Here is a 25,276-nt window from a genome sequence, read left to right on the forward strand (position 1 = left end):
ATGCCACGTGCGCTGGTCGTCGCCGACGACCTCACCGGCGCGACCGACACCGCCCACGCGTTCGCCAAGCGGGGCTACGGGACGACGGTACGGGTCGATCCCGACTCCGAGCCCAACGCGTCGGTCCTCGCAGTCAACACCGACTCGCGCTATGCCGACCCGGAGACGGCCGCAGAGCGGGTCCGCCGGGTAGTTCGAGGGACCGACGCGCCGGTCGTCTACAAGAAGGTCGACTCCACCCTTCGTGGAAACGTCGCAAGCGAGGTCGACGCCGCCATGGAGAGGTTCGACCGCGGGCTGTTCGCCCCCGCCGCGCCCGCAGTCGGCCGGCTCACCGCCTGCAGCCACCACCTCGTCGACGGCTGCCTGTTGACCGACACCGAGTACGCAAACGATCCGAACCCGCCCGCGAGCGCCCGCCTGCCGGCGCTGTTCGAGGGGCTGGATCGACCCGTCCGTCACCTCGGGATCGGGGCCGTCGCCGCCGGTCCCGACGCAGTTCGAGGGGTACTCGATGACGTTCCTCCGGGGTCGGTGATCGCCTGCGACGCGACCCACGAGCGCCATCTCGTGGCGATCGCCCGTGCCGGTCGGGAGTCCGATCGCCGCCCGCTCTATGCCGGCAGCTCGGGCCTCGCCGAACACGTCGCCGTCCCGGGCGAGCCCGACCGAAAGCCCGGCTTCGAGTACGCCGCGGGCGGCGCGCTGGGGGTCGTCGGGAGCGTCAGCGAACGCTCGCTCGAACAGCTCGCTGCGCTCCCCGAGGAGTGGGTGATCGCGATCGGGCCCGAGGAGCTGCTTTCCGATCCCGAGGGCGCGGGACGGGAGGCGGGTCGGCGGACCGCCGATCGCCTCGCGGCCGGCGAGCACGCCGTCGTCACGGCCGCTCCGGATCGCGAGGCGGTCGAGCGGACCCTCGAACTCGGCCACGAGCGCGGGCTCGACGGGGAGGCGATCCGGGAGCGGGTCACGGCGGCGCTCGCGAGCGCGGCGCGTGCGGGGTGCGGGGAGGCGGCGGGGCTGTTCGTCACCGGTGGGGACATCGCGATGGCCGCCTTCGACGCGCTCGGCGTCCGGGCGCTCTCGCTTTCGGGCGTCGAAGTCGAGGCGGGCATCCCCGTGAGCCGTCTCGATGGAGGGTGTGCCGACGGGCTCCCGGTCGTCACGAAAGCCGGCGGGTTCGGGAGCGATGCAACGGTAATTAACTGCCTGCGGGCCCTCGGTGGCGACCATGAGTGAGCCCACGATCGGGATCACGATGGGCGATCCGGCGGGGATCGGCCCGGAGGTGATCGTCAAGGGGTATCGCGAGCTTCGGGAGACGGCCGACGTGCTGGTGATCGGCGACGCCGATGTCGTCGAGAGCGCCCGCGAGGTCTGTGGGTCGGACCTCGGGATAGAACGGGTCGGCTCGCCCGACGAGGCCTCGTTTAGGGACGATCGAATCCCCGTCCTCGATCTGGACAACGTCGCGGAGCTGGAGCGGGGCGTCGTCCGCGAGGAGTACGGCGAAGCGAGTCTGGAGTATATCGAACGGGCGATCGAGCTCGCCCAGTCGGGGGGGATCGACGCGATGACGACCGCCCCGATCAACAAACAGTCGACGAAGCTCGCCGGCAGCGACTACGCGGGCCATACCGGGATGCTCGCCGACTACACCGATACCGAGAACTACTCGATGATGCTGATCGAGGGCCCCCTTCGAGTGACCCACGTCAGCACGCACGTCCCGCTGCGGGAGGCCTGCGACCTCGTGAGCGAGGAATCGGTGCTCGATACCGTTCGCGTGACCGACGAGGCGCTGCGCGAACTCGGGATCGACTCCCCGACGGTCGCGGTCGCGGGGCTGAACCCCCACGCCAGCGACGGGGGGTTGCTCGGCGAGGAGGACGGCGCGGAGATCGAGCCGGCGGTCGAGCGGGCTCGCGAGGAGGGGATCGACGCCTTCGGGCCGGAGTCGCCCGACACGATTTATGTGGGGGCGGCCCGCGGGGCCGCCGACTGCGTGGTCTCGATGTACCACGACCAGGGTCACATCCCGATCAAGATGCTCGGCTTCGCGGAGGGCGGTGCGGTCTCGGGGGTCAACGTCACCATCGGCCTGCCGATCATCAGGACGAGCGTCGACCACGGCACCGCCTTCGATATCGCGGGCGAGGGGATCGCGAGCGAGAAGAGCCTGCTCGACGCCGTCGAAGTCGCGAGCGGGATGGCGCGGGAACGGACGCGCGTCGAAGCGGGTGAGGGGGTATGAACCTCGAGTTCCCGGACGCGGGGACGCTGCGGGGCGCCAACGACGTCGAGCGCGACGACCTGCCCCGCTTCGCGCGTGCGACCCGCCACCGCGATCTCGACTCGATCGACGATCTGGAGGGGGCCGCCCGGGCGGCCGTCGACGACCTCCCGCTCGATTCGCTCGATCCCGGCGCGGAGGTGGCGATCACCGCCGGGAGTCGCGGGATCCACGACATGCCCGCGGTGCTCGAGGCGGCGGTCGACGAGCTTCGCGAGCGGGGGTTCGAGCCCTCGGTGATCGCCGCGATGGGCTCGCATGGGGGCGCGACCAGCGAAGGGCAACGCGAGACGCTCGAAGCGCTCGGGATCACCGAGGACCGTTTGGACTGCCCGATCCACACCTCGATGGCGGTTGCGGAGGTCGGAACGGATAGTTTAGAACGGCCGGTCTACGTCGCCGAGGACGCCCTCGCGATGGACGCGGTGATCCTCGCGAACCGGATCAAACCCCACACCGATTTCCATGGACCCGTCGAGAGCGGGCTCTGTAAGATCGCCGTGATCGGGCTGGGGAAGCACCGCGGCGCGGAGTCGCTACACAACGCCGGGCTGGCGAGCGATTTCAGCGAGGTCATCCAGGAGCGAGCCGAGCTGATCATCGAGGAGTGCGTCGTCGGCGGGATCGGGCTGATCGAGAACGCCGCCGACCGGGCGACCCACATCGAGGGCGTTGGTTCGACAGAAATCCTCGATCGCGAACCCGAGCTGCTCGACGTCGCCCGGGAGGAGCTTCCCATGCTCCCCGTCGAGGACCTCGACCTCCTCGTGGTCGACGAGATCGGCAAGGAGGTCTCGGGAACCGGCATGGACACCAACGTGATCGGCCGGGTGCTCTTTCACGGGGAGAGCGAGCCCGATTCCCCGAGCGTCACCCGGATCTACGCGCGCTCGATCACGCCGGCCTCCCACGGCAACGGCCTCGGGCTCGGCCTCGCCGACTTCGTCCACCGCGACGTCGTCGAGGAGCTCGCACTCGACGACATGTACGTCAACATCGCCACCAGCGGCGAGACCTCGCGAGCACGGATCCCCTTTACCGTCCCCGACGACCTGACCGCGCTGATCCTGGCCTGTTCGACCACCGGCGTCGCGGACCCCGCCGACCTGCGCGTCGCGCGCATCGAGAACACGATGGAGCCCGACGAGCTGCTGGTCTCCGAGCCCGTTGCCCGGGAACTCGAGGGTCGTGAGGACGTCTCGGTCGGCCCGCTCGAGCCGATCGCCTTCGAGGACGGGGAGTTCGGGCCACCGAACTGACTATTACCGCGACGGCAACTCCTTTGGCCGTGCCCGATCGAGTACGGACGATGAGTTCGATCGACAGTTCGTTCACCGGCGCGTTGTGTCCGATCGTCACCCCCCTCGACGACGGGGAGGTCGACGAGGAGTCGCTTGCCTCGCTCGCGGAGTTCATTCTGGACGGCGGCGTCGACGGCCTCTTCCCCTGCGGCACCACAGGGGAATTCGCCAGCCTCACACCCGAACAGCGCCAGCAGGTGATCGGCACCGTCGCCGAGGCAGCGGGCGACGCGCCCGTGATCGCCGGCGCGGCGGGCACGAGCGTCCCCGAGATCCTCGACCGGATCGAGGAGGCGGAAGCGGCGGGCGCGGACGCCGCCGCGATCGTCGGCCCGTACTTCCACACCGCCAACAGCGCCGAGGGGACCCGGCAGTTCTTCGAGGCGATCGCCGAGGAGACCGCCCTGCCGCTGTATCTCTACAACATCCCGATGTACGTCGGAAACGAGATCCCCGCCGAAACCGTGGGAGCGCTCGCCGAGCACGACTCGGTGCGTGGGATCAAGGACACCAGTGGCGACCTCTCCTACTTCCTCACGGTCGACCGCAAGACGCCCGAGGGGTTCGTCCTCTTCCAGGGTTTCGACAGCCTGCTGGTGCCCGCGCTGCGGATGGGCTCGAACGGCGGGGTCCACGCGCTCGCGAACGTCATCCCCGAGGTGTTCGCCGAACTGATCGAGAGCGCCGACGAGGAGCGGGGCGCCGAGCTCCAGCGCGAGGCGATCGCGCCGCTGTTCGACCTCTGTGCCGAGTACGGCTTCGCGCCCGCGACGAAGGCCGCCCTGCTCCACCGCGACGTCATCCCGAACGACGAGGTGAAGCCGCCGCTGGTCGCGCTCGATGAGGAGGCCCGCGAGGAGATCGGCGAGGCGGTCGACCGGGCGCTCTCGGTCTAGAAGGGCAGCACCGTCGAGAGCACGAGCACCATCACCAGCCCCGTGATCGACATGATCGTCGCGGTCGCCGAGTAGGTCTTGAACGTCTCGACCTGCGTGATGCCGGCGACCTCGCTGATGATCCAGAAGCCGCTGTCGTTGTACCAGGGCGCGATCATCGCGCCACAGCCCACCGCCATCAGCATGTAGACCGGGTGGGCCGCCAGCGCGTCCAGCAACGGCGCCATGATCGACGCGCCCGTCAGGATCGCGACCGTCGCCGAGCCCTGCGCGACCCGGATCACCGCGGCGATCAGCCAGCCGGCGATCAAAAGCGAGATGCCGAGCGCCGCGAGCCCCTCGGCGATGTACTCGCCGACGCCCGCGGCCGCGAGCATCGCGCCGAAGGTCCCCCCGGCGGCGGTGATCGCGATGATGTTGCCGCCGCTCTTGAGCGCCTCCGTCAGCTCCTCGCTGAACTCCTCACGGTCGCCGATCTCGAGGCGATAGAGGGTGAACGCCGCCGCCATCGCTGCCGCCGTCAGCGCGAAGTTCGCGTTCCCGACGAAGGTGGTAAGCTGGACGAGCGAACCTCCCTCCGCGAGGACTCCCTGTTCTGCGAGCGCGTTCGCGATCGTCGAGGAGGCGATCAGCACCACCGGCAGGAGGATCGGCATCCCGGACTCGAACAGACCGGGGAGCTGTGCGGTCGGGGTTTCTGCCTTCTCCTCGAGGCTCTCGGGAGTCGAGCCCATCGCGTCGCGCAGCGGGAAGTCCTCGCGGCCGTGGAGATAGGTGCCGTAGACGATCCCCGCGAGCAGCGAGGCCGGCAGCGCGACCATCGCGCCGATCAGGATCGCGAGACCCAGATCGACCCCCAGACTCCCGGCGGCGGCGAGCGGACCCGGCGTCGGCGGGACGAGCATGTGGGTCGCGAGCGCCCCCGAGGCCAGCACCGAGATGTACAGCGAGTACTTCACGCCGGTCCGGGCCTTCATCGAGCGGGCCAGCGGCGCGAGCAGGTAGAAGACGTTGTCGAAGAAGACGGGAATGGAGAGGACGTAGCTCGAGCCCAGCAGCGCGTACTCGGAGTTGTCCTCGCCGGTGATCGAGAGGAAGGCCCGGACGACGCGTTCTGCGGCCCCGCTGTCCATCAGACACTTCCCGATGATCGCCGCCATCAGGATGGGGATCCCGATGTCGACCATCGTGTCGCCGAAGGCCTCCGCGAGCTCCTCGGGAACGGTCGCGAACGGGAGCTCGGGCGTGGCGATCCCGATCGCCATCGCCGCGAGGATCAGCCCGACGAACGCGGGCAGCTTCAGCCAGACGAGCAACAGTACGACCGCGACCACGCCGATCACGAACGGGACGAGCGGGTTCGAGAGTACCATGGTATCGGCCCTCGTCCGGGGTGGAGTATAATCGTTTATATGCCGGGTCGGTGGTTCGTCCCCAGCAGTTATGTGGCGCTTCGCCGACGTTCGAGTATGTACGACACCATCCTCGTCCCGGTCGACGGGAGCGATCAGGCTGATCAGGCGGTCGAGCACGCCGTCGGCATCGCCGCGAAGTTCGGAAGCACCGTCCACGCGCTCCACGTCGTCGACGATCGGGGCTCCGGTCGGGCGGCAGAAGCCGTCAGCGAACTCTCGCGCAACTCCCCCGAGCGCCAGGAGATGCAAGAGCGCCGTGCGGAGGCCGGCAGCGACCTCACCGACGCGGCCGTCGAACGCGCCCGGGCCGAGGACGTCGCGGCCGAGGCGGCCGTCGTCGAGGGCGACCCGGCCGAGGTGATCACCGACTACGCGACCGACGAGGGGATGGACCTCATCGTGATGGGCGCGCGCGGGCGCAGCGCGGTCGGGAAGTTCCTGCTCGGCGACGTCGCCGGCAAGGTCGCGCGCCACGCCACGACGCCGGTGCTGCTGGTCCGGCCCGACGAGTGACCGGATCGTCACCGTCGAAACGCCCTTCCCCCGACCGCCCGAACCCCCGCCGATGACGGTCCGGGTCTCCGCCGGCGGCCGGCTCCACTTCGGCTTCCAGAACCTCTCGCTGGCCCACGAGCGCCTCTACGGGAGCCTGGGGCTCGCGCTTTCCGAGCCGCGGCTGGTCGTCGAGTGCGAGCGCGCCGAGGGAATCGGTGCGGAACACCCGGACGCCGAGCGATACGCCCGCCGGGCGGTCGAGCTGCTCGACGTGCCGGGCGCGCGCGTTTCCATCCGCGAGACGCTCCCGCGCCACGCCGGGCTCGGTAGCGGCACGCAGCTCGCATTGGCTGTCCTCACAGGGATCGCCCGCGCGTACGGCCGCGAGCCACGGGTCCGCGAGCGCGCTCCGTTACTGGGGCGGGGCGGGCGAAGCGGCGTCGGGATCGCCGCCTTCGAGTCGGGCGGGTTCGTCCTCGACGCGGGCCACCCGACGACCCGTTTCACCGCCGAGCGGCCCCGCGACGGGAGCTGGGAGGTGCCGCCGGTGATCGCGCGCCATCCGGTTCCCGACGACTGGCGCTTCCTGGTGGTCGTTCCCGACGTCGAACCCGGAAAGAGCGGCCGCGAGGAGGACGACGACATGCGCTCGGTCGTCGAGCGCGCGAGCCCCGGGATCGCCGACGAGGTCACCGCCATCTGTACGCGGCGGGTGCTGCCCGCGGTCGTCGGGGACGATCTCGCGACCTTCGGCGCGGGCGTCGCGGAGGTCGGCCGGCTCAACGGCGCGTGGTACGCCGACGCCCAGGGCGGGGTGTATCGCCCGCCCGTCGGCGAGCTCGTCCGCGAACTGGAGTCCGACCCCGCGATCGAGGGCGCCGGCCAGTCCTCGTGGGGGCCGACCGTCTACGGCGTCACCGATCGGGCGCGCGCGGACGACGCTCACGAGGCCGGACGGCGGGCGCTCTCGCGGGCGGGCGTCGGCGGGGAGGTACGGGTTGTCGCCGGGCGAAACGAGGGCGTCCGTATCGACTGACCCACTTCCTGCTACGGCTGTTTGCTGTAGTCCTCGTCGCCCTCGTGTTCCTCCTCGCCGTGTCGCTCCAACGCCTGCTGGTCCTCGAACGTCTCGTTGCAGATCGTACAGCGGAACTCGTCGTCCTCCTCGGTCTCCTCGTCGTCCCTGGGATCGGATACCATGGCCCCGATACTTCAGGAACGATAATCAAGTACATACTTGCCGTCGCAGGCGTGTTATACGGGCACACGACCCTCGGTTCGGCGACGAAAGTTGCCGGATCCCGTGGGTTGTGGGGTGAGAGCCGCGTAGACTCTTCTCATGCAGTTCTGTCCGGAGTGCGGGTCGATGATGAAGGCCGAGGGCGAGCAGTGGGTCTGTGGCTCCTGTGGGGAACGGGTCGCGCGCGACCGCGAATCCGAATCGGAGTTCGTCTCGACGGAGGCCCAGAGCGGCGACGAGCTCATCGAGACCGAGGAGGGCGCGGAGTTCGAGGGCAAACCCACCGCGCGGGACGTGACCTGCGAGGAGTGTGGGAACGGCGAGGCCTGGTACACGATCAAGCAGACCGGCAGTGCCGACGAACCCCCAACGAGGTTCTTCAAATGTAAGGAGTGCGGGTATCGCTGGCGCGAGTACAACTGAAGCCGATCGGGAGCCGGAGGCTCAGGCGTCGTGGGCCGGCATGTAGAGCAGGGTTCCGCATCCGAGACACTCGAACCCCACGTCCCCGATCGCCCCTCGTTTGACGTTCTCCGCTACCGTCGCCCCGCAGTCCGCACAGACGTACGTCGCCTCGCCATCGCCCTCGAAGAACGACTCCATTCCCGGTTTCCCGGTGAGGATCGCGATCCGGGGGTCGTCCCGATCGATCTCGATGCCCAGGTCCTCGATCGGAGTCAACGCGTAGGTGGGCATGCCTAGAGGGAGGGCGCCGGAGGCGTTAGGCGTGTTGATAACTGAGAAGCATACCAGAGGTGAGGCGGGAGGGTTGGATCGTGACGGGGGTCTTCGAAAATCCCCTCGGCAGGACGGGGACCGCTTAGAGCACGTGCAGCTCCGCGTCGTACCGCTGGGCCGCGTCGATGGCGTGTTCGATCGCCCGATCGACCCCGGGGTTCATGTCCGTCGGCAGTAGCAGTCCGCCATCCATCACGCGAGATCGTCCGTTCGCCGATGAAGTTCCGTTATCCCTTCAGCAGCCCCACTCGTCCTGCCAGTCCTCCATCTGCTCGATCTCCGCCTCCTGGACCTCGATGACCTCCTCCGCGAGGTCGGCCACGCGATCGGCTCGTCCGTCCTCGAGGACGTCCTCGCTCATTTCGATCGCGCCCTCGTGGTGGACGATCATCCCCTCGACGAACAGGCAGTCGAACTCCCGACCCTCCGCACAGCGAAGCTCCTGTAGTTCCTCCTCGGAGAGCATCCCCTCCATCTCGCCGTGGTCCATGTGGTCCGCGTGATCGGGGTCGGCGCCGGCCTCCGCGAGCCACTCGTGCATCTGCTCGATCTCCTCCTCCTGGACGTCGATGATCTCGGGGCCGAGCTCGCGGAGTTCACAGCGGTCGGTCCGACCCGGGATCAGCTTCGCCATCTCGATCGCCTGCTCGTGGTGGACGATCATCATTCGCATGAACTCGACGTCCGCGTGGTTGAACTCGCCGTCGTACTCCTCGTGACGTTCCTCGTCGTGCTCCTCGTGTTCGTGATGGTCGTGCTCGTCGTGATCACCGTCCCCGTGGTGGTCGTGTTCGTGGTCCGGTTCCTCGCCGTCCTCGGCCGCCGCCCCGTAGCCGGCGATCCCGACCGTGCTTGCGGCGCCCAGTGCGTACAGGACCCGTCGTCGCGTCGTTGGGTTCGTCATGGATGTCACCTGATCGAAGCGCCGGGACGGTTCCCGTCGCCCCATCGGACGGTCTCCCGCTCGCCACGTTATTATGTGCCTATGAACCGTAGAAAACAATTAGTGAGCGGCGGCCGGAGCCCGCCGCCGTTCGCTCACGGTTCGGTGAGGCGCCGGCCGAACGGTCGTTAACGACGCCGTAATCGAGCGGCTCCCTCGCGCACCCATATCGTTATCTGCCATACGAACCAAGGCCTAGATATGCCCGCCGCGACCGCTCAGGCGATCAGCCTCCCCTTCGCCGTAGCGACGGGCAGCGGTGCGGGGATCCTCTCGCTGCTTTCCTGGCGGGCGGTTCGCGGGTCGCCGATCGGCCGGGTCGTCGCCGCCCTGGCGGTGGTCATGGGCGTGGCGACCGTCTACCACGCCCTCCTGTTGGTCGCCCCGGAGGCGACGAAGACGACGCTGCTCGGGGGGAGCAAGTACCTGGCGATCGTCGGCGCCCTCGGCCTGGCGGCGGACGCCCACCGACGAACGCCGATCCCGCTGGGGAGCTACGAGCCGGCGCCGTTGGCCGTCGTCACGGGCGTGGCGGCGTTCGTCGGGGGCGGGCTGCTCGCCGAACTGTTCGCCCCCGTGCTCATCCACTGGGCTCACGGCTTCGGAGCCCTGCTCGTCGTCGTCGGCTTCTACTCGCTCGCGACGACGGACCCGTCCCTCGAGGGACGCCTCGACGCCGCGATCCGCGATACGGGTCCGACGCGCCCGCGCGAGGACTGGATGCGCCCGATCGACGACCGCATCCTCGAGACGTACGCGGCCTCCGGCCTCGTCCTGACCCCCGCCGTCGTCGCGTACAACATCGGACACAGCCGCGAGGAGGTCAACCGACGGCTGAGCGAGCTCGAACGACGCTCGTTCGTCGAGCGGGTCGAACGGGGGAAGTACCGGCTCGCCGACCGCGGCCGGGCCCGTCTCTCCGCCCCGCCACGACGGAGCCGTCGGGGGGAGCGCGATCGTTAACTCGGATCCGTGGCAACGTTCGTCCATAACAGGGGATTTTAGAGACGGGCCGTGTTGGGGACACGCATGGACGACGAGCTACACAACCGGACGGTCAATCAGGACGTCCGGGAACTCGGTGCGCTGGTCGGCGACACGATCAGCGAGCAGGCCTCCCGCGACGACTTCGAGACGGTCGAGACGCTCAGAACCGCCTCGATCGCCTACCGGGACGGCGAGGCGGAATCGCGACAGGGGCTCCACCAGATCCTCCACCGGCTCCGGCCCGACCGCGAGAGCATCGTCGCGCGCGGCTTCACCACCTACTTCGAGCTGATCAACCTCGCCGAGGAGCGAGAACGGGTCCGCGCGATCCGCAGCGCCTCCCAGGAGGACTCCCTGGAGGACAGCCTCGAGGTCGCCGCCGAGGCGCTGGCCGAGGAAGACGAGCGGACGGCGAAGGCGATCCTCGACGACGTGCTCATCGAGCCGACCTTCACCGCCCACCCCACCGAGGCGCGGCGAAAGACCGTCAAGTCGAAGCTCCGTTCGGTCGCGGTCGATCTGGAGACTCTGGACGAGCGCGCGCTCACCGACAAGGAGCGTGACCACGTCGAGCGCGACATCGAGAGCGAGGTCGTGAGCCTCTGGCAGACCCCGCAGGTCAGGAACCGCCGGCCCGAGCCGACCGACGAGGCGATCAACGTCCAGTGGTACCTCGAGAACACGCTGTTCGACGTCGTCGGCGAGGTCTACAACGAGTTCGAGACGGCCCTCGAGGAGGCCGGCCACGACATCGACGTCCCCAAACTGTTCGAGTTCCGCTCGTGGGCCGGCTCCGATCGGGACGGCAACCCCTACGTCACCCCCGAGGTGACCGCCGAGACCCTGGACCGTCAGCGGACCGTCGTCCTCGAGCGCTACCGCGACGCCCTCAAACGGCTCTCGGGCGTGATGAGCCAGGACGGCAGCCGGATCGCCGTCGGCCCCGAGTTCGAGAAGTCGCTGTCGGCCGACCGCGAGCGCCTCCCCGAGGTCGCACGGGGCGCCGAGGACCGATACCCACGCGAGCCCTACCGCCAGAAGCTGAAGCTGATGCGCGAGCGGCTCAACCGGATCGACGACGTGCGGCCCGGCGGCTACGAGAGCGCGGCGGAGTTCCGCGCGGATCTGGACGTGCTGGCCGAGAGCGCCCGGCGAAACGGTGCCGACAGCGTCGTCGCCGCCCACGTCGACCCGCTCCGCCGGCAGGTCGACACCTTCGGCTTCTCGCTCGCGAGCCTCGACCTCCGGGACCACCAGCAGAACCACACCGAGGCCGTCGCCGAGGCGCTCGCGCTCGAGGGGATCGACTACCGCGACCTCTCCGAGGAGGAGCGCGTCGAGACGCTCACCGAGGCGGTCGTCCAGGACGAGCGGGTGATCGACCCCGAGGCGCTCTATCGCGACGAGGAGGCCGACCTCTCGGAGACCGCCCGCACGGTGCTCGAGCTGTTCGCCCGGCTGGCCGACTGGCAGACCGAGTACGGCGACGACGCGATCGACACCTACGCCATCTCGATGACCGAGGAGCCGAGCCACGTGCTCGAGGTGCTCTTCCTGGCCGAGCAGGCCGGGGTTATCGCGCTGCCGAACCATTCCGGGATCGACATCGTCCCGCTGCTCGAGACCGAGTACGCGCTGTCGGGCGCCCGGCGGATCATGGGGACGCTGTTCGAGAACGAGGCCTACAGCCAGGCGCTGGCCGCGCGGGGCGACACCCAGGAGATCATGCTCGGCTACTCGGACTCGAACAAGGAGAACGGCTTCCTGGCCGCGAACTGGTCGCTGTACAACAACCAGCGTCGGCTCGCGGAGATCACCGAGGACTTCGACGTGACGATGCGACTGTTCCACGGTCGCGGCGGGTCGATCTCCCGGGGCGGCGGCCCGATGAACCGGGCGCTGCTCGCGCTGCCCAACGAGTCGGTCTCGGGGCAGGTGAAGTTCACCGAGCAGGGCGAGTCGATCGCCGAGAAGTACGCCAACCCCCGGATCGCCGAGCGCAACATCGAGCAGATGGTCAACGCACAGGTGCTCGCGCGGCGAAACGCCCTCCACGAGCCCGAGGAGGACGTCGCCGAGGAGTGGACCGAGGCGATGGAGACGATGGCGAACGCCGCCCGCGAGGAGTACCGCGACCTGCTCGAATCGGAGGGGTTCGTCCGCTACTTCGAGCAGGCGACGCCGATCACGGTGATCGAGGAGCTCAACCTCGGCTCGCGGCCCGCCTCCCGCAGCGGCGAGCGAACCGTCGAGGACCTGCGGGCGATCCCGTGGGTGTTCTCCTGGACCCAGTCGCGCTGTATCATCCCCGGCTGGTACGCGCTCGCGTCGGGGATCGACGCCTATCTCGAATCGGGCGGCGACGCCGAGCTGCTCGGCGAGATGTACGAGGAGTGGCCCTTCTTCCGGACGACGCTCGACAACGCCTCGCTGGCGCTCGCTCGCACGGAAATGGAGATCGCCGCCGAGTACGCCGGGCTTGCCGACCCCTCGCTCCGGGATTCGTTCTTCCCGCGCATCCAGGGCGAGTACGAACGCGCAACGGAGCTGGTGCTCGAGATCACCGGTCGCGACAGGCTGGTGCGTCGCGACTGGCTCGAGGGGAGCCTCCGGCGGCGTAACCCCTACGTCGACCCGCTGAACCTGCTCCAGACCCATCTGCTCGGCCAGACGCACCTGACCGACGCCGAGGAGCGAACCCTGCGGCTCACGGTCAAGGGGATCGCCGCCGGCATGAAGAACACGGGCTAGTAGGTCCGGCGCAGCCCGTCAAGCCAGGGCTCCTGGGCGTTGGTCGTCCAGTCGACCAGCCCCACCGCCTGGCGGATCGTCACGAAGTTGTAGGCCCCATCCCAAGGGAAGTCGATGTCGTAGGCGGCGCTGCCGTTCTCGCGGTAGAGCGCGGCCAGCCCCTGGTGGATTCCCGGTACCTCGTCGAACAGCTGGCTCCGGACGTCACGGAGCCCGGAGTCACGCGCGCGCCACTTCTGCTCGTGAACGCGATCGAGGATCGCTTGCAGCGCCTCGTCCCGATTCGAGAGCCCCGCCGGGAGGAACACGCGGGGCTCGCCGAAGTCGCTCGCGGCGAAGAAGACCAGATGGCCGTCGAACTCGCCGTTCCTGTCGCCGAGCACCGACCGGATCGTGCCGTAGTTCAGGTTCGGCTGGTTGGCGTCGCGCATCTCGAGACCCTGTTCGAGCAGCTGGCGGTAGCGCTCGTCCGGGTCGCTCGCGTCCGGCTCGGTCGGGCCGTCATCCCCGCAGGCCGAATGGGACTCGCCCCCGGGCTCGCCGTCGAACGGCAGCCCGCCCTCGCGCGCGAGCGGACCGCCCCCGGCGCCGACGGTCTTCGACGCGCCGACGATCGAGAGCCCACCTGCGGCGGCGCCGCCGATGCGGAGGAGTCGGCGGCGTGATTCGTCGAGCCCGGCGGCCTCGTCGTCACCCTCCTTCATGACTCCCGGATGGGGGCGCGCTCATTAAGCATTTGTGTTATTAACGACAGTTAGGAACCCGATATTTGCCACGGGTTCCCACCCCTAAGGCCCCCCGGGAACCGACCGTGGGACGTCACGAGGGGCGGAGCGGCCGCCTAGCGGATCGATCGCTTCCACTCGCGGAGTCCGAGTGCCTCGCAGTCGAACTCGGCCGGGTCGAGGCCCGCCGCCCAGACGAACAGCGGAGCGACCGCCTCGCCGATACCCCGGCTCACGCCCGTCACCACTGCCGTCGTATCGTCCATGTCCCGCCTACGGGCCCCGGGGGAATACCCCTCCACCTCCGCGCCACCCGGATTTATGCCGCCGACGGCCCGAGGGGCGGTATGGAGCTGCCGGAGCAGTCAGTCGTCGTGATCGGGAGCGGGTTCGGTGGGCTTTCGGCCGCGTGCTATCTGGCCGATACGGGCGCCGACGTCCACGTCGTCGAGAAGAACGGGTCGCTCGGCGGTCGAGCGTCCCGGCTGGAGGCCGAGGGCTTTCGCTTCGACATGGGGCCGTCGTGGTATCTGATGCCTGACGTCTTCGAGCGCTTCTTCGGCGACTTCGGGCGCTCGCCCGAGGACTACTACGCGACCGAACGGCTCGACCCCCACTACCGGATCTTCTTCAAGGACAACGAGGGGCCGCGCCCCTCGGGCCCCGCACCCGGCATCGAGGCCCACGAGGACGGCGACCGGGTCGACATCTCGCCCGATCTCGAGAGGACCAAGGAGACCTTCGAGGCCTACGAGGAGGGCGCCGGCGAGGCCTTAGAGCGCTACCTCGAGAAGAGCGAGCTCAACTACGAGGTCGGCATGGAGCATTTCGTCTACGAGGACCGCCCGCGGTTTCGCGACTGGGCCGACCCCGAGGTGATGCGAAACGCCCGCGGGCTCTCGCTTCTGGGCTCGATGCAGGACCACGTCGAGGGGTACTTCGACCACCCGAAGCTCCAGCAGGTCATGCAGTACACCCTCGTGTTCCTCGGCGGGGCACCCAACAACACGCCCGCGCTCTACAACCTGATGAGCCACGTCGACTTCAACCTCGGCGTCCACTATCCCGAGGGTGGCGTGGGCGGCGTCGTCGACGGGATGGTCGAGCTCGGCGACGAGCTCGGGATCACCTACCACACCGACCAGCCGGTCGAGGCGATCGAGGGCCGCGCGGGCGGATTCAAGGTCGAGGCGCGCGACACCTTCCTCCCCGATCTGGTGGTCTCGGACGCCGACTACGCCCACACCGAGCTCGATCTCCTGCCCCCCGAGAAACGCGGCTACAGCGAGGAGTACTGGGAGTCGAGGACCTACGCGCCCTCCGCGTTCCTGATCTACCTGGGCGTCGAGGGCGACCTCGAGGAGCTGGCACACCACACCCTCGTCCTCCCGTCGGACTGGGAGGAGCACTTCGCGAAGGTCTTCGACGAGCCCGAGTGGCCCGACGACCCCGCCTACTACCTCTGTGTCCCCTCGAAGACCGACGACGACGTCGCCCCCGAGGGTCACTCGAACCTCTTCGCGCTCGTCCCGGTCGCGCCCGGACTCGACGACCGGCCCGTCATCCGTGAGAGCTACCGTGACCTCGTTCTTCGGGACATCGCCGAGAACACCGGCGTCGATCTCAGGGATAGGATCGTCTTCGAGGAGCTGTTCACGATCGACGACTTCGCCGAGCGCTACAACAGCATGAAGGGGACGGCGCTGGGGCTCGCCCACACCCTCGATCAGACCGCCGTCTTCCGTCCGCCGCACCGCTCGAAGGAGGTCGACGGGCTCTACTTCACCGGCTCCTACACCACGCCCGGGATCGGCGTCCCGATGTGTCTGATCAGCGGCCAGCTGACCGCCGAGGCCGTCGCCGAGGACTACCCGCGGCAGGGATGACGCTGCGCTATCTGCTGGCGCTCTCGCGGCCGCGGTTCTGGCTCTACCTCGCGGGCCCCGTCCTCGTCGGAGCGGTCTTCGGCGCGGGCGAGCCCGGCGAGCTGTTCTCGCTTCCGGTGCTCGCGCTGTTCGCCTTCTTCCTCGTGCCCGCGAACGTCCTGCTCTACGGCGTCAACGACGTCTTCGATTCGGACGTCGACGAGGCGAACCCGAAGAAGGACGACCGGGAGGTGCGCTACGGCGGCCAGCGGGTCGTCCCCGCCGCGGTGCTCGCCTGCGGTCTGCTCGGCCTCGGGCTGATCCCGCTGCTCCCCACGGGAAGCCTGCTGTGGGTCACGGTCTTCTACTTTTTAGGAGTTCAGTACAGCGCCCCGCCCGCGCGGTTCAAGACCACGCCCTTCCTCGACTCGGTCTCGAACGGGCTCTACTTCGCGCCCGGCGCAGCCGCGTACGTCGCGCTCGCGGGAAGCCAGCCGCCTCCCCTGGCGATCGTCGGGGGCTGGCTCTGGACGATGGGAATGCACACCTTCAGCGCGATCCCTGACATCGAACCCGACCGCGCGGCGGGGATCGAGACGACCGCCACGCTGTTGGGCGAGGATCGGACCTACACCTACTGCGTCGGCTGCTGGACGGTCGCGGCCGTGTGTTTCGGCGCTCTCGACGCTCGACTGGGGGCGCTCTTCCTCGTCTACCCGGTCTTCACCCTCGTAGTCGCGCTCACCGATCTCGACGTCTCGCGAGCCTACTGGTGGTTCCCCGCGATCAACACCGTCGTCGGCGCGCTGTTCACGATGGGCGGGCTCTGGATGCTCGTCTACGGGTAACCCTCATGGCGCGGCCAGATGTAGTGAACGTGTGCCACACGTCGAAACGAACGACATCGAGACCTACTACGAGAGCTACGGCGAGGGCCCACCCCTCGTTTTCGTCCACGGCGCCTGGGTCGACCGTCAGATGTGGGAGCCACAGGTCGCGGCCCTGGCGGGCGAGTACCGGGTGATCGTCTACGACCTGCGCGGCCACGGCCGGACCGGCTCCTCCGCCGAGCGCAACTACACGATCGAGCTTCTTGCGGCCGACCTCCGCGCGCTGATCGACGCGCTCGACCTCGAACGGCCCGCCGTCTGCGGGCTCTCGCTGGGCGGGATGGTCGCCCAGCTGTATGCCGTCCGCTACGACGAGCTGTCGGGCCTCGTCCTCGCGGACACGGCGGTTTCGACCCGGCTCACCTGGTCCGACCGCCTCCAGAGCCTCCTCTTCCCGAAGCGGTCGATGACGGGGACGGTTCGGCTGCTCGGGCCCGAACGCTACGTCGACTGGGCGTTCCGGCTCGCGCGGCTCACCCGGAGCGCCGACTGGTTCGGTCGGGACCCCGCGGTGCGGGAGTACGTCCGCGGGACGATGGCGGGCTTCGACACGCGATCGTTCAACGCCGTCCTCGACGCGATCTACGGCTTTCGGGAGACGGACCTCGCCGCCATCGACGCGCCGACGCTCGTGCTCAACGGCGAGTTCGAGAGCCGGTCGGTGTTCGAACACGCCGCACACGTCGAGCGGACCGTCCCCGACGCGCGCTCCGCGGTGATCCCCGATGCGGGCCACACCGCGAACATGGAGAACCCGCTGGCGTTCACCCGGGAACTCCGGCGGTTTCTGGACTCCGATCGGATGTCGGGGAACGGATGGGAATAAGTACGCCCCGTCCGAACCCCCGGCGATGACTGGCAGGTGTCGGCGGTGAGCGAGGCCGCCGTGGCGACGCCGACCCGACGTCGCGTCGAGTCGACGCTCGAACGCGTCGTCGAGAACAACCGCTTCACGATCGCCGTCACCTTCCCGCTGGTCGGCGTCGCCCTGCTGATCGCGGGCCGCCAGGGGCTGCTCCCGGCGGGGCTCGCGATGAACCCGTACCTGCTGATCGGGGCAAACCTCGTGATGATCTCGCCGCTGGTCGCCGGGCTCGTCCCGCTGATCGATCGCCGGGCGCTCGCGGGGCTCGCCGTCCTCGCGCTGTTCACCTGGGGGATCGAGCTCACCGGCGTGCTGACGGGACTGCCCTACGGCGAGTTCTCCTACGGGCTGGAGCTCGGGCCGATGCTGGCCGGGCTCGTCCCGCTCGGGCTCCCCGTCTTTTACTTCCCGATCCTGCTCAACAGCTACCTGCTCGCGCTGCTCTTCCTCGGCGAGAGCTCCCTGCCCCGCCGGTTCGTGCTCACGCTCTCGATCGTGATCACCCTCGACCTGATCCTCGATCCCGGCGCGGTCGCGCTCGGCTTCTGGGGCTGGGACACTCCCGGAGCCTACTACGGCGTGCCCGCGATGAACTACCTCGGCTGGTTGCTGAGCGGGACGGTGGCGGTCTCGATCGTCCAGCTCTCCTTCGACCACGGGGCGGTGCTCGATCGCCTCGAGGAGTGTGGCTTCTTCCTCGACGACCTGGTGAGCTTCCTGCTGCTGTGGGGGCTGATCAACGCCTACTTCGGCAACTGGGTCCCCGTCGCGCTAGCGCTGGGGCTCGCGGGAACGCTGATCACGAGCGACTGGTTCGACTTCGACGTCCTGTAGAGATGGCCGCGGGCCCACAGGTCGGCGCGTCAGTGCGTCAGCGCGTCGGCAGGCGCTCGCCGTGGCGCTCCGCGGTCCGTTTCGGTCGGTCGGAGACGGCGCTCACCCGGTGGAAAACCGCCTCGGGATCGGAGTTCCACTGCCAGCGCCAGCGCACCCGGGCGACCAGCCAGAGCTTCCGGATCGTGCTCAGTTCGGGCTCGTTGGTGAGCACGTCGTAGTCGACGTCCCGGATCAGCCGATGGTGCTCGGCGTAGAGCACCGCGGCCAGCAACACGGGCAGCTGACAGTCCCGCGGGAGGTACTTGATGCCGGCGACGCCCTTTCGGTAGAGCGATTCGGCCCGCGCCAGCTCCGTTCGGACCGCCCGGGCGACGGCTTCGTCCATCTCGAAGCGCTCGAGCTGCTCGTTCGTGATCCCCTCCTCCTCGAGCGTCGACTGAGGGAGGTAGATCCGGTCGCGATCCACGATGTCCTCCCGGACGTCCCGGACGAAGTTCGTCAGCTGGAACGCCTCGCCCAGCGCCGTCGCGTGTACCAGCGCGCTGTCGGGGTCCTCGGGGCCCATGACGGCGGTCATCATCCGCCCGACGGCCGCCGCCGAGCCGTTCATGTAGGCCTCGAGCTCCGCGTAGCTGTCGTAGCGGTGGGTCTCGATGTCGGTCAGCATCGCGTCGACGAACTCCTCGACGTCCTCGTCGGTGATGTCGTGGCGCTCCTTGACGCCCTGGAACGCCGCGAGGACCGGGCCCTCGGGTTCGGCCCGTCCGAGCGCCTGCTCGCGCAGCGACTCGAGCTGCCGGCGCTGTTCGTCGGGTGCCACCCCTTCTGCGTCGTCGACGACCTCGTCGGCGACGCGGAAGAACGCGTACAGGACGTAGGTGGCCTTCCGAACCCGGTCCGGGAGCAGCCGAGTGGCGTAGTAGAAGGTCCGACCGGTTCGGCGATGGATCGCCTTACTCTGCGCGATGTGATCTCTCTCTACCATTTCGGGCTTGATCCCTGATTTCGACTAGGGAGGCCCGATTATTAGTTGTTTGTGCGGAATATATCCGTACCGGGCGCGATCAGTCGTCGCTTTCGGCCTCGCCTTTGGTTCCGTCCTCGGCCGTCTGGAGGGTGTCACGGTCCTCGGCGAACCCCTCCGAGCCCTCGATTCGCGCGCGAGCCTCGGGGTCGAACGTCGTCTCGACGTCCTGGTACCGGCTCACCTGCGAGAGCTCGTGGTGGGACTCGGTGGGGTGGCCGATGTAGCGATCCTCCAGATCGAACTGGGCCTGCTCGTCGTTCTCCGCGATGTTCGCGAAGTCCTCGTAGGCCGCGTGGGCGCCCGAGTGCAGCCCGAACAGCGTGATGAAGATGTACTTATAGCCCAGCTCGCCCAGCTCCTCGAACGTCAGCGGGTCGTCCTGCTCGGACCACGCGAACGACGACGAGTAGTTGAAGGCGAGATCCAGATCGGGATGGGTCTCGTGGATCGTCTCGGCGTAGTTGACCGCGTCCTCCCGGCTCGGGTCGGGCATCTCGGGCCAGACCAGGTCGACCCCGCAGTCGGCGTAGAGCCGGCCGCGTTCGAGGTGTTCCTCCCAATCGCCGTTGGAGCTGCCGTAGGCGTCGGTGCGGGCGATGATCACGGTGTCCTCGCTCTGCTTGGCGTCGACGGCCGCCGAGAACCGCGCCTCGGCCTTCTCGCGGGGGACGATCTCCTTGCCCGCGATGTGGCCACAGCGCTTGGGCGTGGTCTGGTCCTCGATGTGGATCGCCGCCACGCCCGCCTGCTCGTATTCGCGAACCGCACGCCGGACGTTGTGGACGCCGCCGTAGCCGGTGTCACAGTCGGCGACGATCGGGATCGTACAGGCGTCGACCATCCGCTTTGCGTTCTCGACCATCTCGGTCATCGAGACCATCTCGAGGTCCGGGAAGCCGAACTGGCCCAACACGGTGGAGTAGCCGCTCATGTAGGCGGCGTCGTGGCCGGTCATCTCGGCCAGGCGGGCGTCGAGCGCGTGATAGACGCCGGGGGCGAACGTGAACGTCTGGTCCTCGAGCTTCCGGCGGAACTCCCGGGCGGCAGGGTTGTCGATGTCCCTGACGGTGGTGTCGGTATCGCCGATCTCGTCGATCATCGGTCGTCCTCCGTGGGCTCCTCGATCAGGTGGCTCCAGACCTCCTCCTCCATGGTCTCGCGGTCGGTTTCCTCGCGGGTCAGCTGCGGAACGATCGGCAGTCCGGTGTTGTCGGTGTCGGTGTACATCTGTGGGTTTCGTGTGGGTCGTCGGGTGTGTTCGGTTCGGGGACGGTGCGATCGGGCGTTGAACCGCTTACGTACATGATCGATCACGACAATAGCCCGGACTCCACCTTCGTATTTAACTATAACGATTAATCATTTTATATTGGGCAAGGAGGTGTCGTAGACATTAATGAATAATATTGATGGAAGTTAGCACGCCACTATCCACGGCGCCGCCCGTGCCGGGGATCAGTGGTGAAGATCGGAGAACGGGCGATAGTACGAGGAGAGCGCTCCGATGCGGGGGGCCCGCGCCCCGCCGTCACTCCTCGTCGAGCAGACTGTCGGCGAGCAGCGGGACGAACGTGCCGATGTCCGTGACCATGCCGATCGTCTGGGCGCTGCCGCGGTCCTGCAGCTGGGTGACGGTCGCGGGGTTGATGTCGACACAGACGACCCGCGTCGTCGAGGGCAGGCAGTTGCCCACCGCGACCGAGTGAAGCAGCGTCGCGAGCATCAGTACCATGTCGGCCTCGTGGGCCTGTTCGCGGATCGCGTTCTGGGCCTCGATCGAGTCGGTGATCGTATCGGGCAGCGGGCCGTCGTCGCGGATCGAGCCCGCGAGCACGTAGGGGACGTCGTTCTCGACGCACTCGTACATGATCCCCGAGTCGATCTTGCCCTCCTCGACGGCCTCGTCGATCCCGCCCGAGCGGATGATCTCGCTGATCGTGTAGATGTGGTGTTTGTGGCCCTTCCGGGGGTGTTCGAGGGTCTCGACGTCCATCCCCAGCGAGGTGCCGTAGAGGTCGCGTTCGAGGTCGTGGACCGCGAAGCCGTTGCCGGCGCTGATCGCGTCGACGTAGCCCTCGCCGATCAGCCGCGCGAGGTCGTTTCGCGCCCCCGAGTGGATCACCGCGGGGCCCGCGACGACCATGACGTTCCCGCCCCGTTCCTTGGTCTCGGCGATCGCCCCGGCGACGTTCTCGATCTGGGTCGTCGCGGGGCGCTCGCTGCTGACCCCACCCTGCATGAACCCGAAGGCGCCCTCCGAGCTCCGCGGGCGTTCCGGGGGGTTGACGCGGATACCCGTGTTACCCGTGACGACCAGATCGCCCTCCTCGATCGCGTTGAGCACCTTCGTGTAGGCGCGTGGCTCCTCCCCGCCGTCCTCGATCACGACCGCACAGTCCATCTCGATGCGATCGACCTCGATCCAGTTTCCCTCGTGGCGGATCTCGGTGGGGTGGTTCGTCGTCGAGTAGAAGCCCGCGGGGACGACCTTGTCGGCGGGCGCGGGCTCGATCCCGGCGTCGACGGGGTCCTCGAGGGTCGCGCCGTTCTGGTTGAGCTGGTGGAGGATCTCGTGGAGGGTGTCCTCGTCCTCCGCGGAGACGCGCATCCGGGCGTAGGTCTCCTCGTGTTTCCGGGTGCCGACGTCGAACTGCTCGATGTCGAACCAGCCGTCCATGTCCATGACGATGCCGAAACACCGCCCCATCATGCCCGAGTCGATGATATGCCCCTCCAGCTCGACCGTGCGCGAAACGCTCATACCCGCCCATTACGCGCGCGGGTGAAAGCCCCTGCGTTAGACGAGCAGGTCGATCAACGCGAGCGATTCGAGCGCGAGCCAGACGAGGAAGGCGACGTACAGTCCCAGAAGCACCCATGCCTCCCAGTGTTCGAGCTCGAAGTCGGTCCGCATGAGGGTGAACAGCGCGATCGTCGCGAGCACGAGGTAGGCCGCGAGCGGGACCGCGACCACGAAGTCGATCGTCACCGCGCTGGCCCCGGCGATGCCGGCGACGATCACCCCCGCCGGAATCGCGACGAGGAGGTCGAAGACGTTGCTGCCGAGGACGTTGGCGACGCTCGTGACTTCGCGGTCGTTTCTCGCGGCGGTGACGCTGACGAAGGCGTCGGGAATGCTCGTGGCGGCCGCCACCACGGTCAGCCCCCAGATGAAGCTCGGCGTCCCGAAGAACTCGCCGAAGCCGATCGCCGCCCGCACCAGCGCCTCGACGCCGACCGTGATCAGCGCGAGGCTCGCGAGCAGGAACCCCCACTGGCGCGGGGCGCTGATCCCCGAGACCGTGGGCGCTTCGTGGTCCGCGGTGTCCTGATACTGGATGAAGACGTAGAGGAGGTAGACCCCGAGCGGGATCAGCGCGAGCCCGGGCGTGATGGTCCCGACGAAGCCGTTGCCGACGGGGTAGTAGATCACCGCAAAGGAGCACATCAGCAGGAAGACGGCGACCGAGATGATGTAGAACTGCGCCTCCTTGTAGACCAGGTCCCGGCCGGCGTTCAGCGGGCCGGGTGTCGAGATCGTCGCGAGCGCGGGGATCACGAGCACGTTGAAGATCGCCGAGCCGATGATCGCGCCGACGCCGAGCTCGAACTCGCCGTGGAGCAGCGGCGCGAGAACGGCCGTCATCAGCTCCGGGAAGCTGGAGCCGATCGCGACGACGATCGACCCCTGGACGATCGCGGGCAGCCCGTAGTACGCCGAGAGCTGATCGGCCGAGGTCTCGAGCCAGCCGCTGGCCCGCCAGACGACGGCGGTCCCGAACAGCGCCAGGGCCACGAACCACGCGAGCGCCCACATACCCTTTCGGTATCCGCCGCGGAGTAAACCGGTGTCGTTCCGCGACGCCGACGCTTATGGTACCTCGACGCCTCCTTCGGACCATGTGCGGACGCTACGCCCTGTTCACGCCGCCCGACGAGCTCGCCGAGCGGTTCTCGGTGCCGGTCCCTGACGTCGACCCGACGTACAACGCCGCCCCGAGCCAGCAGCTTCCGATCGTCCCCGACGACCGCGAGGAGATCACCACTGCTCGCTGGGGGCTGACCCCCGCGTGGGCCGACGAGGAGCGTGACCTGATCAACGCCCGCGCGGAGACGATGGACGAGAAGCCCAGTTTCACGGACGCAAAGCGGTGTCTGGTTCCCGCCGACGGCTTCTACGAGTGGGTCGAGGAGGGCAGCGGAAAGCAGCCCTACTACGTCACCCGCCGCGACGGCGAGCCGTTCGCGATGGCCGGGCTCCGGACCCGCTGGGAGCCACCGACACGCCAGACCGGCCTCGATTCGTTCGCCGAGAGCGAGGGCGACGCCGACGACGAATCCGAGTCGATCGAGACGTTCGCGGTCGTCACGACCGAGCCCGAGGGCGTCGTGGCGGACCTCCACCACCGCATGGCGGTGATCCTCGACCGCGAGCGCGAACGCGAGTGGCTCTCGGGAGAGCCATTCTCGCTCGCCGCAGCCGACGACCTGCGGGCCTATCCCGTCCCGACGGCGGTCAACAGCCCCGCGAACGACTCGCCCGAACTCGTCAGGGAGGCCGCCGATGTCTGAGCGCGTCTACGACGCGGTCGTCTTCGACAACGACGGCGTGCTCGTCGAGCCCACCGAGCGCCGCGTGCTCCGGGAGGCGATCCGCGAGACCTACGGCGAGTTCGGCGTCTCTGCGTCCGAGGAGGCCGTCGAGGCGCTTCTCGGAGTTACGCGCGACTCGATCAACGAACTCGCCGCCGAACACGACGTCGACGCCGCCGAGTTCTGGCACCAGCGGGACATGAACGCCTCGCGGGCCCAGTGCGAGTCGATCGAGAACGGCGGCAAACCCCTCTACGGGGACGTCGACGCGCTCGACGAGCTCGCACCCGACCTGGGCGTCGTCAGCAACAACCAGCACCGGACCATCGAGTTCATCCTCGATCACTACGACCTCCACCCGTACTTCGAGACCCATTACGGCCGCGAGCCGACGCTGGAGGGGATCGACAGGAAGAAACCGAACAGCTACTACATCGAGCGCGCGCTGACCGATCTGGACACCCGGAACGCGCTGTACGTCGGCGACAGCGGCGTCGACGTGCTGGCCGCCCAGGAGGCCGGCCTCGACTGTGCGTTCATCCGCCGGCCCCACCGCGAGGGCTACGAGCTGCCCGCCGCGCCGACCTACGAGATCCGAAGTCTAGCGGACCTGCCCGTGATCTGCCGGGGCGACGGCGATGCGTTCGCGCCGGATATGGAATCAGCTACATAGGGCGAGTCTCCAGGGTAGCCCATGCGATTCGCACGCGCCCTGACCGACGACGGGGTTCGAGAGGGAGAGCTCTCGGACGGCACGCTCAGCACCGACGACGGCGAGTACGCGGTCGAACGCGACGACCTGCTCGCGCCGTGTCTCCCCTCGGCGCTCTACTGCGTCGGGCGCAACTACGCCGAGACGCTCGACCAGATGGACTACGAGCGCCCCGAGGAGCCCGACTTCTTCATCAAGCCGCCCGTCTCGGTGCTGCCCACCGAAACGCCGATTCCGTATCCGACCTTCTCCGAGGAGGTCACTTACGCCGGCGAGCTCGCCGCGGTGATCGGCGAGGAGTGCAAGAACGTCGCCCCCGAGGAGGTCCCCGACGTGGTGCGGGGCTATACGATCATGAACGACATGGACGCGCTGGATCAGCAGGATCGGACGGCGAGAAAGGCGTTCGACGGCTCGGGGCCCTTGGGTCCCTGGATCGAGACCGACCTCGACCCGCGGGGGATCGACATGCACACCGAGATCAACGGCGAGCGTAGACAGGAGGCGAACACCGAGCTGATGCTGTTCGACGCCCACGAGGTCGTCTCGTATCTCTCGGAACGGTTCACCTTCTCGCCGGGCGACGTGGTCGCATTCGGCAGCCCCGCGAACCCCGGGACCGTCGAACCGGGCGACGAGATCGAGATCACCTACGAGGGCGTCGGCACGCTACGGAACACGGTCGCGGACCCGGAGCGGTAGG

The 25,276-nt window shown here is 68.4% G+C and carries 27 protein-coding genes; 16 read left to right on the forward strand and 11 right to left on the reverse strand.

Annotated elements, in window-relative coordinates:
* From WOA58_RS01250 to WOA58_RS01265, 4 genes are read left to right on the forward strand one after another with little or no spacing between them, the layout of a single operon-like run.
* Entirely contained in the window at positions 1 to 1,239 is a 1,239-nt protein-coding gene (locus WOA58_RS01250) for a four-carbon acid sugar kinase family protein (protein ID WP_340602307.1), read from the forward strand.
* Positions 1,232 to 2,254, forward strand: coding sequence for a 4-hydroxythreonine-4-phosphate dehydrogenase PdxA (gene pdxA / locus WOA58_RS01255; RefSeq protein WP_340602308.1), 1,023 nt, complete (start codon positions 1,232 to 1,234; stop codon positions 2,252 to 2,254). Before WOA58_RS01250 ends, pdxA begins: the two co-directional genes overlap by 8 nt.
* Positions 2,251 to 3,552 (forward strand): nickel pincer cofactor-dependent isomerase, group 22, encoded by a 1,302-nt coding sequence (locus WOA58_RS01260; RefSeq protein ID WP_340602309.1) that lies wholly within the window; start codon positions 2,251 to 2,253, stop codon positions 3,550 to 3,552. Before pdxA ends, WOA58_RS01260 begins: the two co-directional genes overlap by 4 nt.
* Before the next feature lie 50 nt (positions 3,553 to 3,602).
* On the forward strand, positions 3,603 to 4,490 hold the full coding sequence (locus WOA58_RS01265) for a dihydrodipicolinate synthase family protein (RefSeq protein WP_340602310.1): 888 nt from the start codon (positions 3,603 to 3,605) through the stop codon (positions 4,488 to 4,490).
* Here WOA58_RS01265 and WOA58_RS01270 read toward each other — a convergent pair.
* Positions 4,487 to 5,863, reverse strand: coding sequence for a GntP family permease (locus WOA58_RS01270; protein WP_340602311.1), 1,377 nt, complete (start codon positions 5,861 to 5,863; stop codon positions 4,487 to 4,489). The two genes, WOA58_RS01265 and WOA58_RS01270, sit on opposite strands and share 4 nt — an antisense overlap.
* Positions 5,864 to 5,959: 96 nt before the next feature.
* Between WOA58_RS01270 and WOA58_RS01275 the strand changes: the two genes are divergently transcribed.
* Together WOA58_RS01275 and WOA58_RS01280 are read left to right on the forward strand one after the other, a co-directional pair.
* Positions 5,960 to 6,418, forward strand: coding sequence for a universal stress protein (locus WOA58_RS01275; protein WP_340602312.1), 459 nt, complete (start codon positions 5,960 to 5,962; stop codon positions 6,416 to 6,418).
* 52 nt (positions 6,419 to 6,470) lie between these two features.
* Positions 6,471 to 7,436: a beta-ribofuranosylaminobenzene 5'-phosphate synthase family protein gene (locus WOA58_RS01280; protein WP_340602313.1), complete on the forward strand. Its 966-nt coding sequence runs from the start codon at positions 6,471 to 6,473 to the stop codon at positions 7,434 to 7,436.
* An 11-nt stretch (positions 7,437 to 7,447) separates the two neighbouring features.
* Here the strand turns inward: WOA58_RS01280 and WOA58_RS01285 are convergent, their stop codons facing one another.
* Positions 7,448 to 7,600, reverse strand: coding sequence for a C2H2-type zinc finger protein (locus tag WOA58_RS01285; RefSeq protein WP_340602314.1), 153 nt, complete (start codon positions 7,598 to 7,600; stop codon positions 7,448 to 7,450).
* Positions 7,601 to 7,739: 139 nt separating this feature from the next.
* Here WOA58_RS01285 and WOA58_RS01290 point away from each other — a divergent pair, with 139 nt between their 5' ends.
* A complete protein-coding gene (locus WOA58_RS01290) occupies positions 7,740 to 8,063 on the forward strand; it encodes a transcription factor S (protein ID WP_340602315.1) in 324 nt (107 codons plus the stop codon).
* A gap of 21 nt (positions 8,064 to 8,084) precedes the next feature.
* Here WOA58_RS01290 and WOA58_RS01295 read toward each other — a convergent pair whose 3' ends face one another.
* Both WOA58_RS01295 and WOA58_RS01300 read right to left on the reverse strand, forming a co-directional pair.
* On the reverse strand, positions 8,085 to 8,336 hold the full coding sequence (locus WOA58_RS01295; RefSeq protein WP_340602316.1) for a hypothetical protein: 252 nt from the start codon (positions 8,334 to 8,336) through the stop codon (positions 8,085 to 8,087).
* A 277-nt stretch (positions 8,337 to 8,613) separates the two neighbouring features.
* Complete coding sequence (locus WOA58_RS01300) at positions 8,614 to 9,282, reverse strand: DUF305 domain-containing protein (RefSeq protein ID WP_340602317.1); 669 nt, start codon at positions 9,280 to 9,282, stop codon at positions 8,614 to 8,616.
* A gap of 240 nt (positions 9,283 to 9,522) precedes the next feature.
* Here WOA58_RS01300 and WOA58_RS01305 point away from each other — a divergent pair, with 240 nt between their 5' ends.
* Positions 9,523 to 10,284 (forward strand): hypothetical protein, encoded by a 762-nt coding sequence (locus WOA58_RS01305; RefSeq protein ID WP_340602318.1) that lies wholly within the window; start codon positions 9,523 to 9,525, stop codon positions 10,282 to 10,284.
* A 66-nt stretch (positions 10,285 to 10,350) separates the two neighbouring features.
* Complete coding sequence (ppc, locus tag WOA58_RS01310) at positions 10,351 to 13,059, forward strand: phosphoenolpyruvate carboxylase (protein WP_340602319.1); 2,709 nt, start codon at positions 10,351 to 10,353, stop codon at positions 13,057 to 13,059.
* Here ppc and WOA58_RS01315 read toward each other — a convergent pair.
* Together WOA58_RS01315 and WOA58_RS01320 are read right to left on the reverse strand one after the other, a co-directional pair.
* The gene (locus tag WOA58_RS01315) at positions 13,056 to 13,763 is read right to left on the reverse strand and encodes a hypothetical protein (RefSeq protein WP_340602320.1); all 708 of its coding nucleotides are present in this window, start codon (positions 13,761 to 13,763) and stop codon (positions 13,056 to 13,058) included. The two genes, ppc and WOA58_RS01315, sit on opposite strands and share 4 nt — an antisense overlap.
* A 137-nt stretch (positions 13,764 to 13,900) precedes the next feature.
* Complete coding sequence (locus WOA58_RS01320; protein ID WP_340602321.1) at positions 13,901 to 14,050, reverse strand: hypothetical protein; 150 nt, start codon at positions 14,048 to 14,050, stop codon at positions 13,901 to 13,903.
* 81 nt (positions 14,051 to 14,131) lie between these two features.
* Here WOA58_RS01320 and WOA58_RS01325 point away from each other — a divergent pair, with 81 nt between their 5' ends.
* From WOA58_RS01325 to cruF, 4 genes are read left to right on the forward strand one after another with little or no spacing between them, the layout of a single operon-like run.
* The gene (locus WOA58_RS01325) at positions 14,132 to 15,670 is read left to right on the forward strand and encodes a phytoene desaturase family protein (protein ID WP_340602322.1); all 1,539 of its coding nucleotides are present in this window, start codon (positions 14,132 to 14,134) and stop codon (positions 15,668 to 15,670) included.
* Complete coding sequence (locus WOA58_RS01330) at positions 15,667 to 16,497, forward strand: prenyltransferase (RefSeq protein ID WP_340602323.1); 831 nt, start codon at positions 15,667 to 15,669, stop codon at positions 16,495 to 16,497. Before WOA58_RS01325 ends, WOA58_RS01330 begins: the two co-directional genes overlap by 4 nt.
* Before the next feature lie 31 nt (positions 16,498 to 16,528).
* Positions 16,529 to 17,365 (forward strand): alpha/beta fold hydrolase, encoded by an 837-nt coding sequence (locus WOA58_RS01335; RefSeq protein ID WP_340602324.1) that lies wholly within the window; start codon positions 16,529 to 16,531, stop codon positions 17,363 to 17,365.
* A gap of 45 nt (positions 17,366 to 17,410) precedes the next feature.
* The gene (gene cruF, locus WOA58_RS01340) at positions 17,411 to 18,238 is read left to right on the forward strand and encodes a bisanhydrobacterioruberin hydratase (protein WP_340602325.1); all 828 of its coding nucleotides are present in this window, start codon (positions 17,411 to 17,413) and stop codon (positions 18,236 to 18,238) included.
* 37 nt (positions 18,239 to 18,275) lie between these two features.
* Here cruF and WOA58_RS01345 read toward each other — a convergent pair whose 3' ends face one another.
* From WOA58_RS01345 to WOA58_RS01365, 5 genes are all read right to left on the reverse strand, one after another.
* A complete protein-coding gene (locus WOA58_RS01345) occupies positions 18,276 to 19,226 on the reverse strand; it encodes a phytoene/squalene synthase family protein (protein ID WP_340602326.1) in 951 nt (316 codons plus the stop codon).
* A gap of 79 nt (positions 19,227 to 19,305) precedes the next feature.
* A complete protein-coding gene (locus tag WOA58_RS01350) occupies positions 19,306 to 20,367 on the reverse strand; it encodes an isocitrate lyase/PEP mutase family protein (RefSeq protein ID WP_340602327.1) in 1,062 nt (353 codons plus the stop codon).
* Positions 20,364 to 20,495 carry a hypothetical protein gene (locus tag WOA58_RS01355; protein ID WP_340602328.1) on the reverse strand — a complete coding sequence of 44 codons (132 nt, stop codon included), beginning with the start codon at positions 20,493 to 20,495 and terminating at the stop codon, positions 20,364 to 20,366. The genes WOA58_RS01350 and WOA58_RS01355 overlap by 4 nt, the downstream gene beginning before the upstream one ends.
* Before the next feature lie 301 nt (positions 20,496 to 20,796).
* On the reverse strand, positions 20,797 to 22,029 hold the full coding sequence (locus WOA58_RS01360; RefSeq protein WP_340602329.1) for an ornithine cyclodeaminase, nickel-pincer nucleotide-dependent: 1,233 nt from the start codon (positions 22,027 to 22,029) through the stop codon (positions 20,797 to 20,799).
* A gap of 36 nt (positions 22,030 to 22,065) precedes the next feature.
* The gene (locus WOA58_RS01365; protein WP_340602330.1) at positions 22,066 to 23,085 is read right to left on the reverse strand and encodes a sodium:calcium antiporter; all 1,020 of its coding nucleotides are present in this window, start codon (positions 23,083 to 23,085) and stop codon (positions 22,066 to 22,068) included.
* An 83-nt stretch (positions 23,086 to 23,168) separates the two neighbouring features.
* On the opposite strand from WOA58_RS01365, the gene WOA58_RS01370 reads away from it, so the two are divergent.
* The 3 genes from WOA58_RS01370 to WOA58_RS01380 are packed head-to-tail and all read left to right on the forward strand — an operon-like array spanning position 23,169 to position 25,275.
* Positions 23,169 to 23,840, forward strand: coding sequence for an SOS response-associated peptidase (locus WOA58_RS01370; protein WP_340602331.1), 672 nt, complete (start codon positions 23,169 to 23,171; stop codon positions 23,838 to 23,840).
* A complete protein-coding gene (locus tag WOA58_RS01375) occupies positions 23,833 to 24,534 on the forward strand; it encodes an HAD family hydrolase (protein WP_340602332.1) in 702 nt (233 codons plus the stop codon). The genes WOA58_RS01370 and WOA58_RS01375 overlap by 8 nt, the downstream gene beginning before the upstream one ends.
* A 21-nt stretch (positions 24,535 to 24,555) precedes the next feature.
* A complete protein-coding gene (locus WOA58_RS01380) occupies positions 24,556 to 25,275 on the forward strand; it encodes a fumarylacetoacetate hydrolase family protein (protein WP_340602333.1) in 720 nt (239 codons plus the stop codon).
* Position 25,276: the final 1 nt, after the last annotated feature.

This window comes from Halalkalicoccus tibetensis, from assembly GCF_037996645.1.
In the GTDB taxonomy this organism is placed as follows: Archaea; Halobacteriota; Halobacteria; order Halobacteriales; family Halalkalicoccaceae; genus Halalkalicoccus; species Halalkalicoccus tibetensis.

Coding starts and splice junctions, on each gene's coding strand:
- ppc (WP_340602319.1), top strand. CDS start 10,351: ATGGACGACGAGCTACACAACCGGACGGTCAATCAGGACGTCCGGGAA.
- WOA58_RS01265 (WP_340602310.1), top strand. CDS start 3,603: ATGAGTTCGATCGACAGTTCGTTCACCGGCGCGTTGTGTCCGATCGTC.
- WOA58_RS01285 (WP_340602314.1), bottom strand. CDS start 7,600: ATGGTATCCGATCCCAGGGACGACGAGGAGACCGAGGAGGACGACGAG.
- WOA58_RS01260 (WP_340602309.1), top strand. CDS start 2,251: ATGAACCTCGAGTTCCCGGACGCGGGGACGCTGCGGGGCGCCAACGAC.
- WOA58_RS01320 (WP_340602321.1), bottom strand. CDS start 14,050: ATGGACGATACGACGGCAGTGGTGACGGGCGTGAGCCGGGGTATCGGC.
- WOA58_RS01325 (WP_340602322.1), top strand. CDS start 14,132: ATGGAGCTGCCGGAGCAGTCAGTCGTCGTGATCGGGAGCGGGTTCGGT.
- WOA58_RS01370 (WP_340602331.1), top strand. CDS start 23,169: ATGTGCGGACGCTACGCCCTGTTCACGCCGCCCGACGAGCTCGCCGAG.
- WOA58_RS01280 (WP_340602313.1), top strand. CDS start 6,471: ATGACGGTCCGGGTCTCCGCCGGCGGCCGGCTCCACTTCGGCTTCCAG.
- WOA58_RS01305 (WP_340602318.1), top strand. CDS start 9,523: ATGCCCGCCGCGACCGCTCAGGCGATCAGCCTCCCCTTCGCCGTAGCG.
- WOA58_RS01290 (WP_340602315.1), top strand. CDS start 7,740: ATGCAGTTCTGTCCGGAGTGCGGGTCGATGATGAAGGCCGAGGGCGAG.
- WOA58_RS01270 (WP_340602311.1), bottom strand. CDS start 5,863: ATGGTACTCTCGAACCCGCTCGTCCCGTTCGTGATCGGCGTGGTCGCG.
- WOA58_RS01345 (WP_340602326.1), bottom strand. CDS start 19,226: ATGGTAGAGAGAGATCACATCGCGCAGAGTAAGGCGATCCATCGCCGA.
- WOA58_RS01380 (WP_340602333.1), top strand. CDS start 24,556: ATGCGATTCGCACGCGCCCTGACCGACGACGGGGTTCGAGAGGGAGAG.
- WOA58_RS01330 (WP_340602323.1), top strand. CDS start 15,667: ATGACGCTGCGCTATCTGCTGGCGCTCTCGCGGCCGCGGTTCTGGCTC.
- WOA58_RS01360 (WP_340602329.1), bottom strand. CDS start 22,029: ATGAGCGTTTCGCGCACGGTCGAGCTGGAGGGGCATATCATCGACTCG.
- WOA58_RS01365 (WP_340602330.1), bottom strand. CDS start 23,085: ATGTGGGCGCTCGCGTGGTTCGTGGCCCTGGCGCTGTTCGGGACCGCC.
- WOA58_RS01275 (WP_340602312.1), top strand. CDS start 5,960: ATGTACGACACCATCCTCGTCCCGGTCGACGGGAGCGATCAGGCTGAT.
- WOA58_RS01300 (WP_340602317.1), bottom strand. CDS start 9,282: ATGACGAACCCAACGACGCGACGACGGGTCCTGTACGCACTGGGCGCC.
- WOA58_RS01350 (WP_340602327.1), bottom strand. CDS start 20,367: ATGATCGACGAGATCGGCGATACCGACACCACCGTCAGGGACATCGAC.
- WOA58_RS01315 (WP_340602320.1), bottom strand. CDS start 13,763: ATGAAGGAGGGTGACGACGAGGCCGCCGGGCTCGACGAATCACGCCGC.
- WOA58_RS01250 (WP_340602307.1), top strand. CDS start 1: ATGCCACGTGCGCTGGTCGTCGCCGACGACCTCACCGGCGCGACCGAC.
- WOA58_RS01295 (WP_340602316.1), bottom strand. CDS start 8,336: ATGCCCACCTACGCGTTGACTCCGATCGAGGACCTGGGCATCGAGATC.
- WOA58_RS01355 (WP_340602328.1), bottom strand. CDS start 20,495: ATGTACACCGACACCGACAACACCGGACTGCCGATCGTTCCGCAGCTG.
- WOA58_RS01375 (WP_340602332.1), top strand. CDS start 23,833: ATGTCTGAGCGCGTCTACGACGCGGTCGTCTTCGACAACGACGGCGTG.
- pdxA (WP_340602308.1), top strand. CDS start 1,232: ATGAGTGAGCCCACGATCGGGATCACGATGGGCGATCCGGCGGGGATC.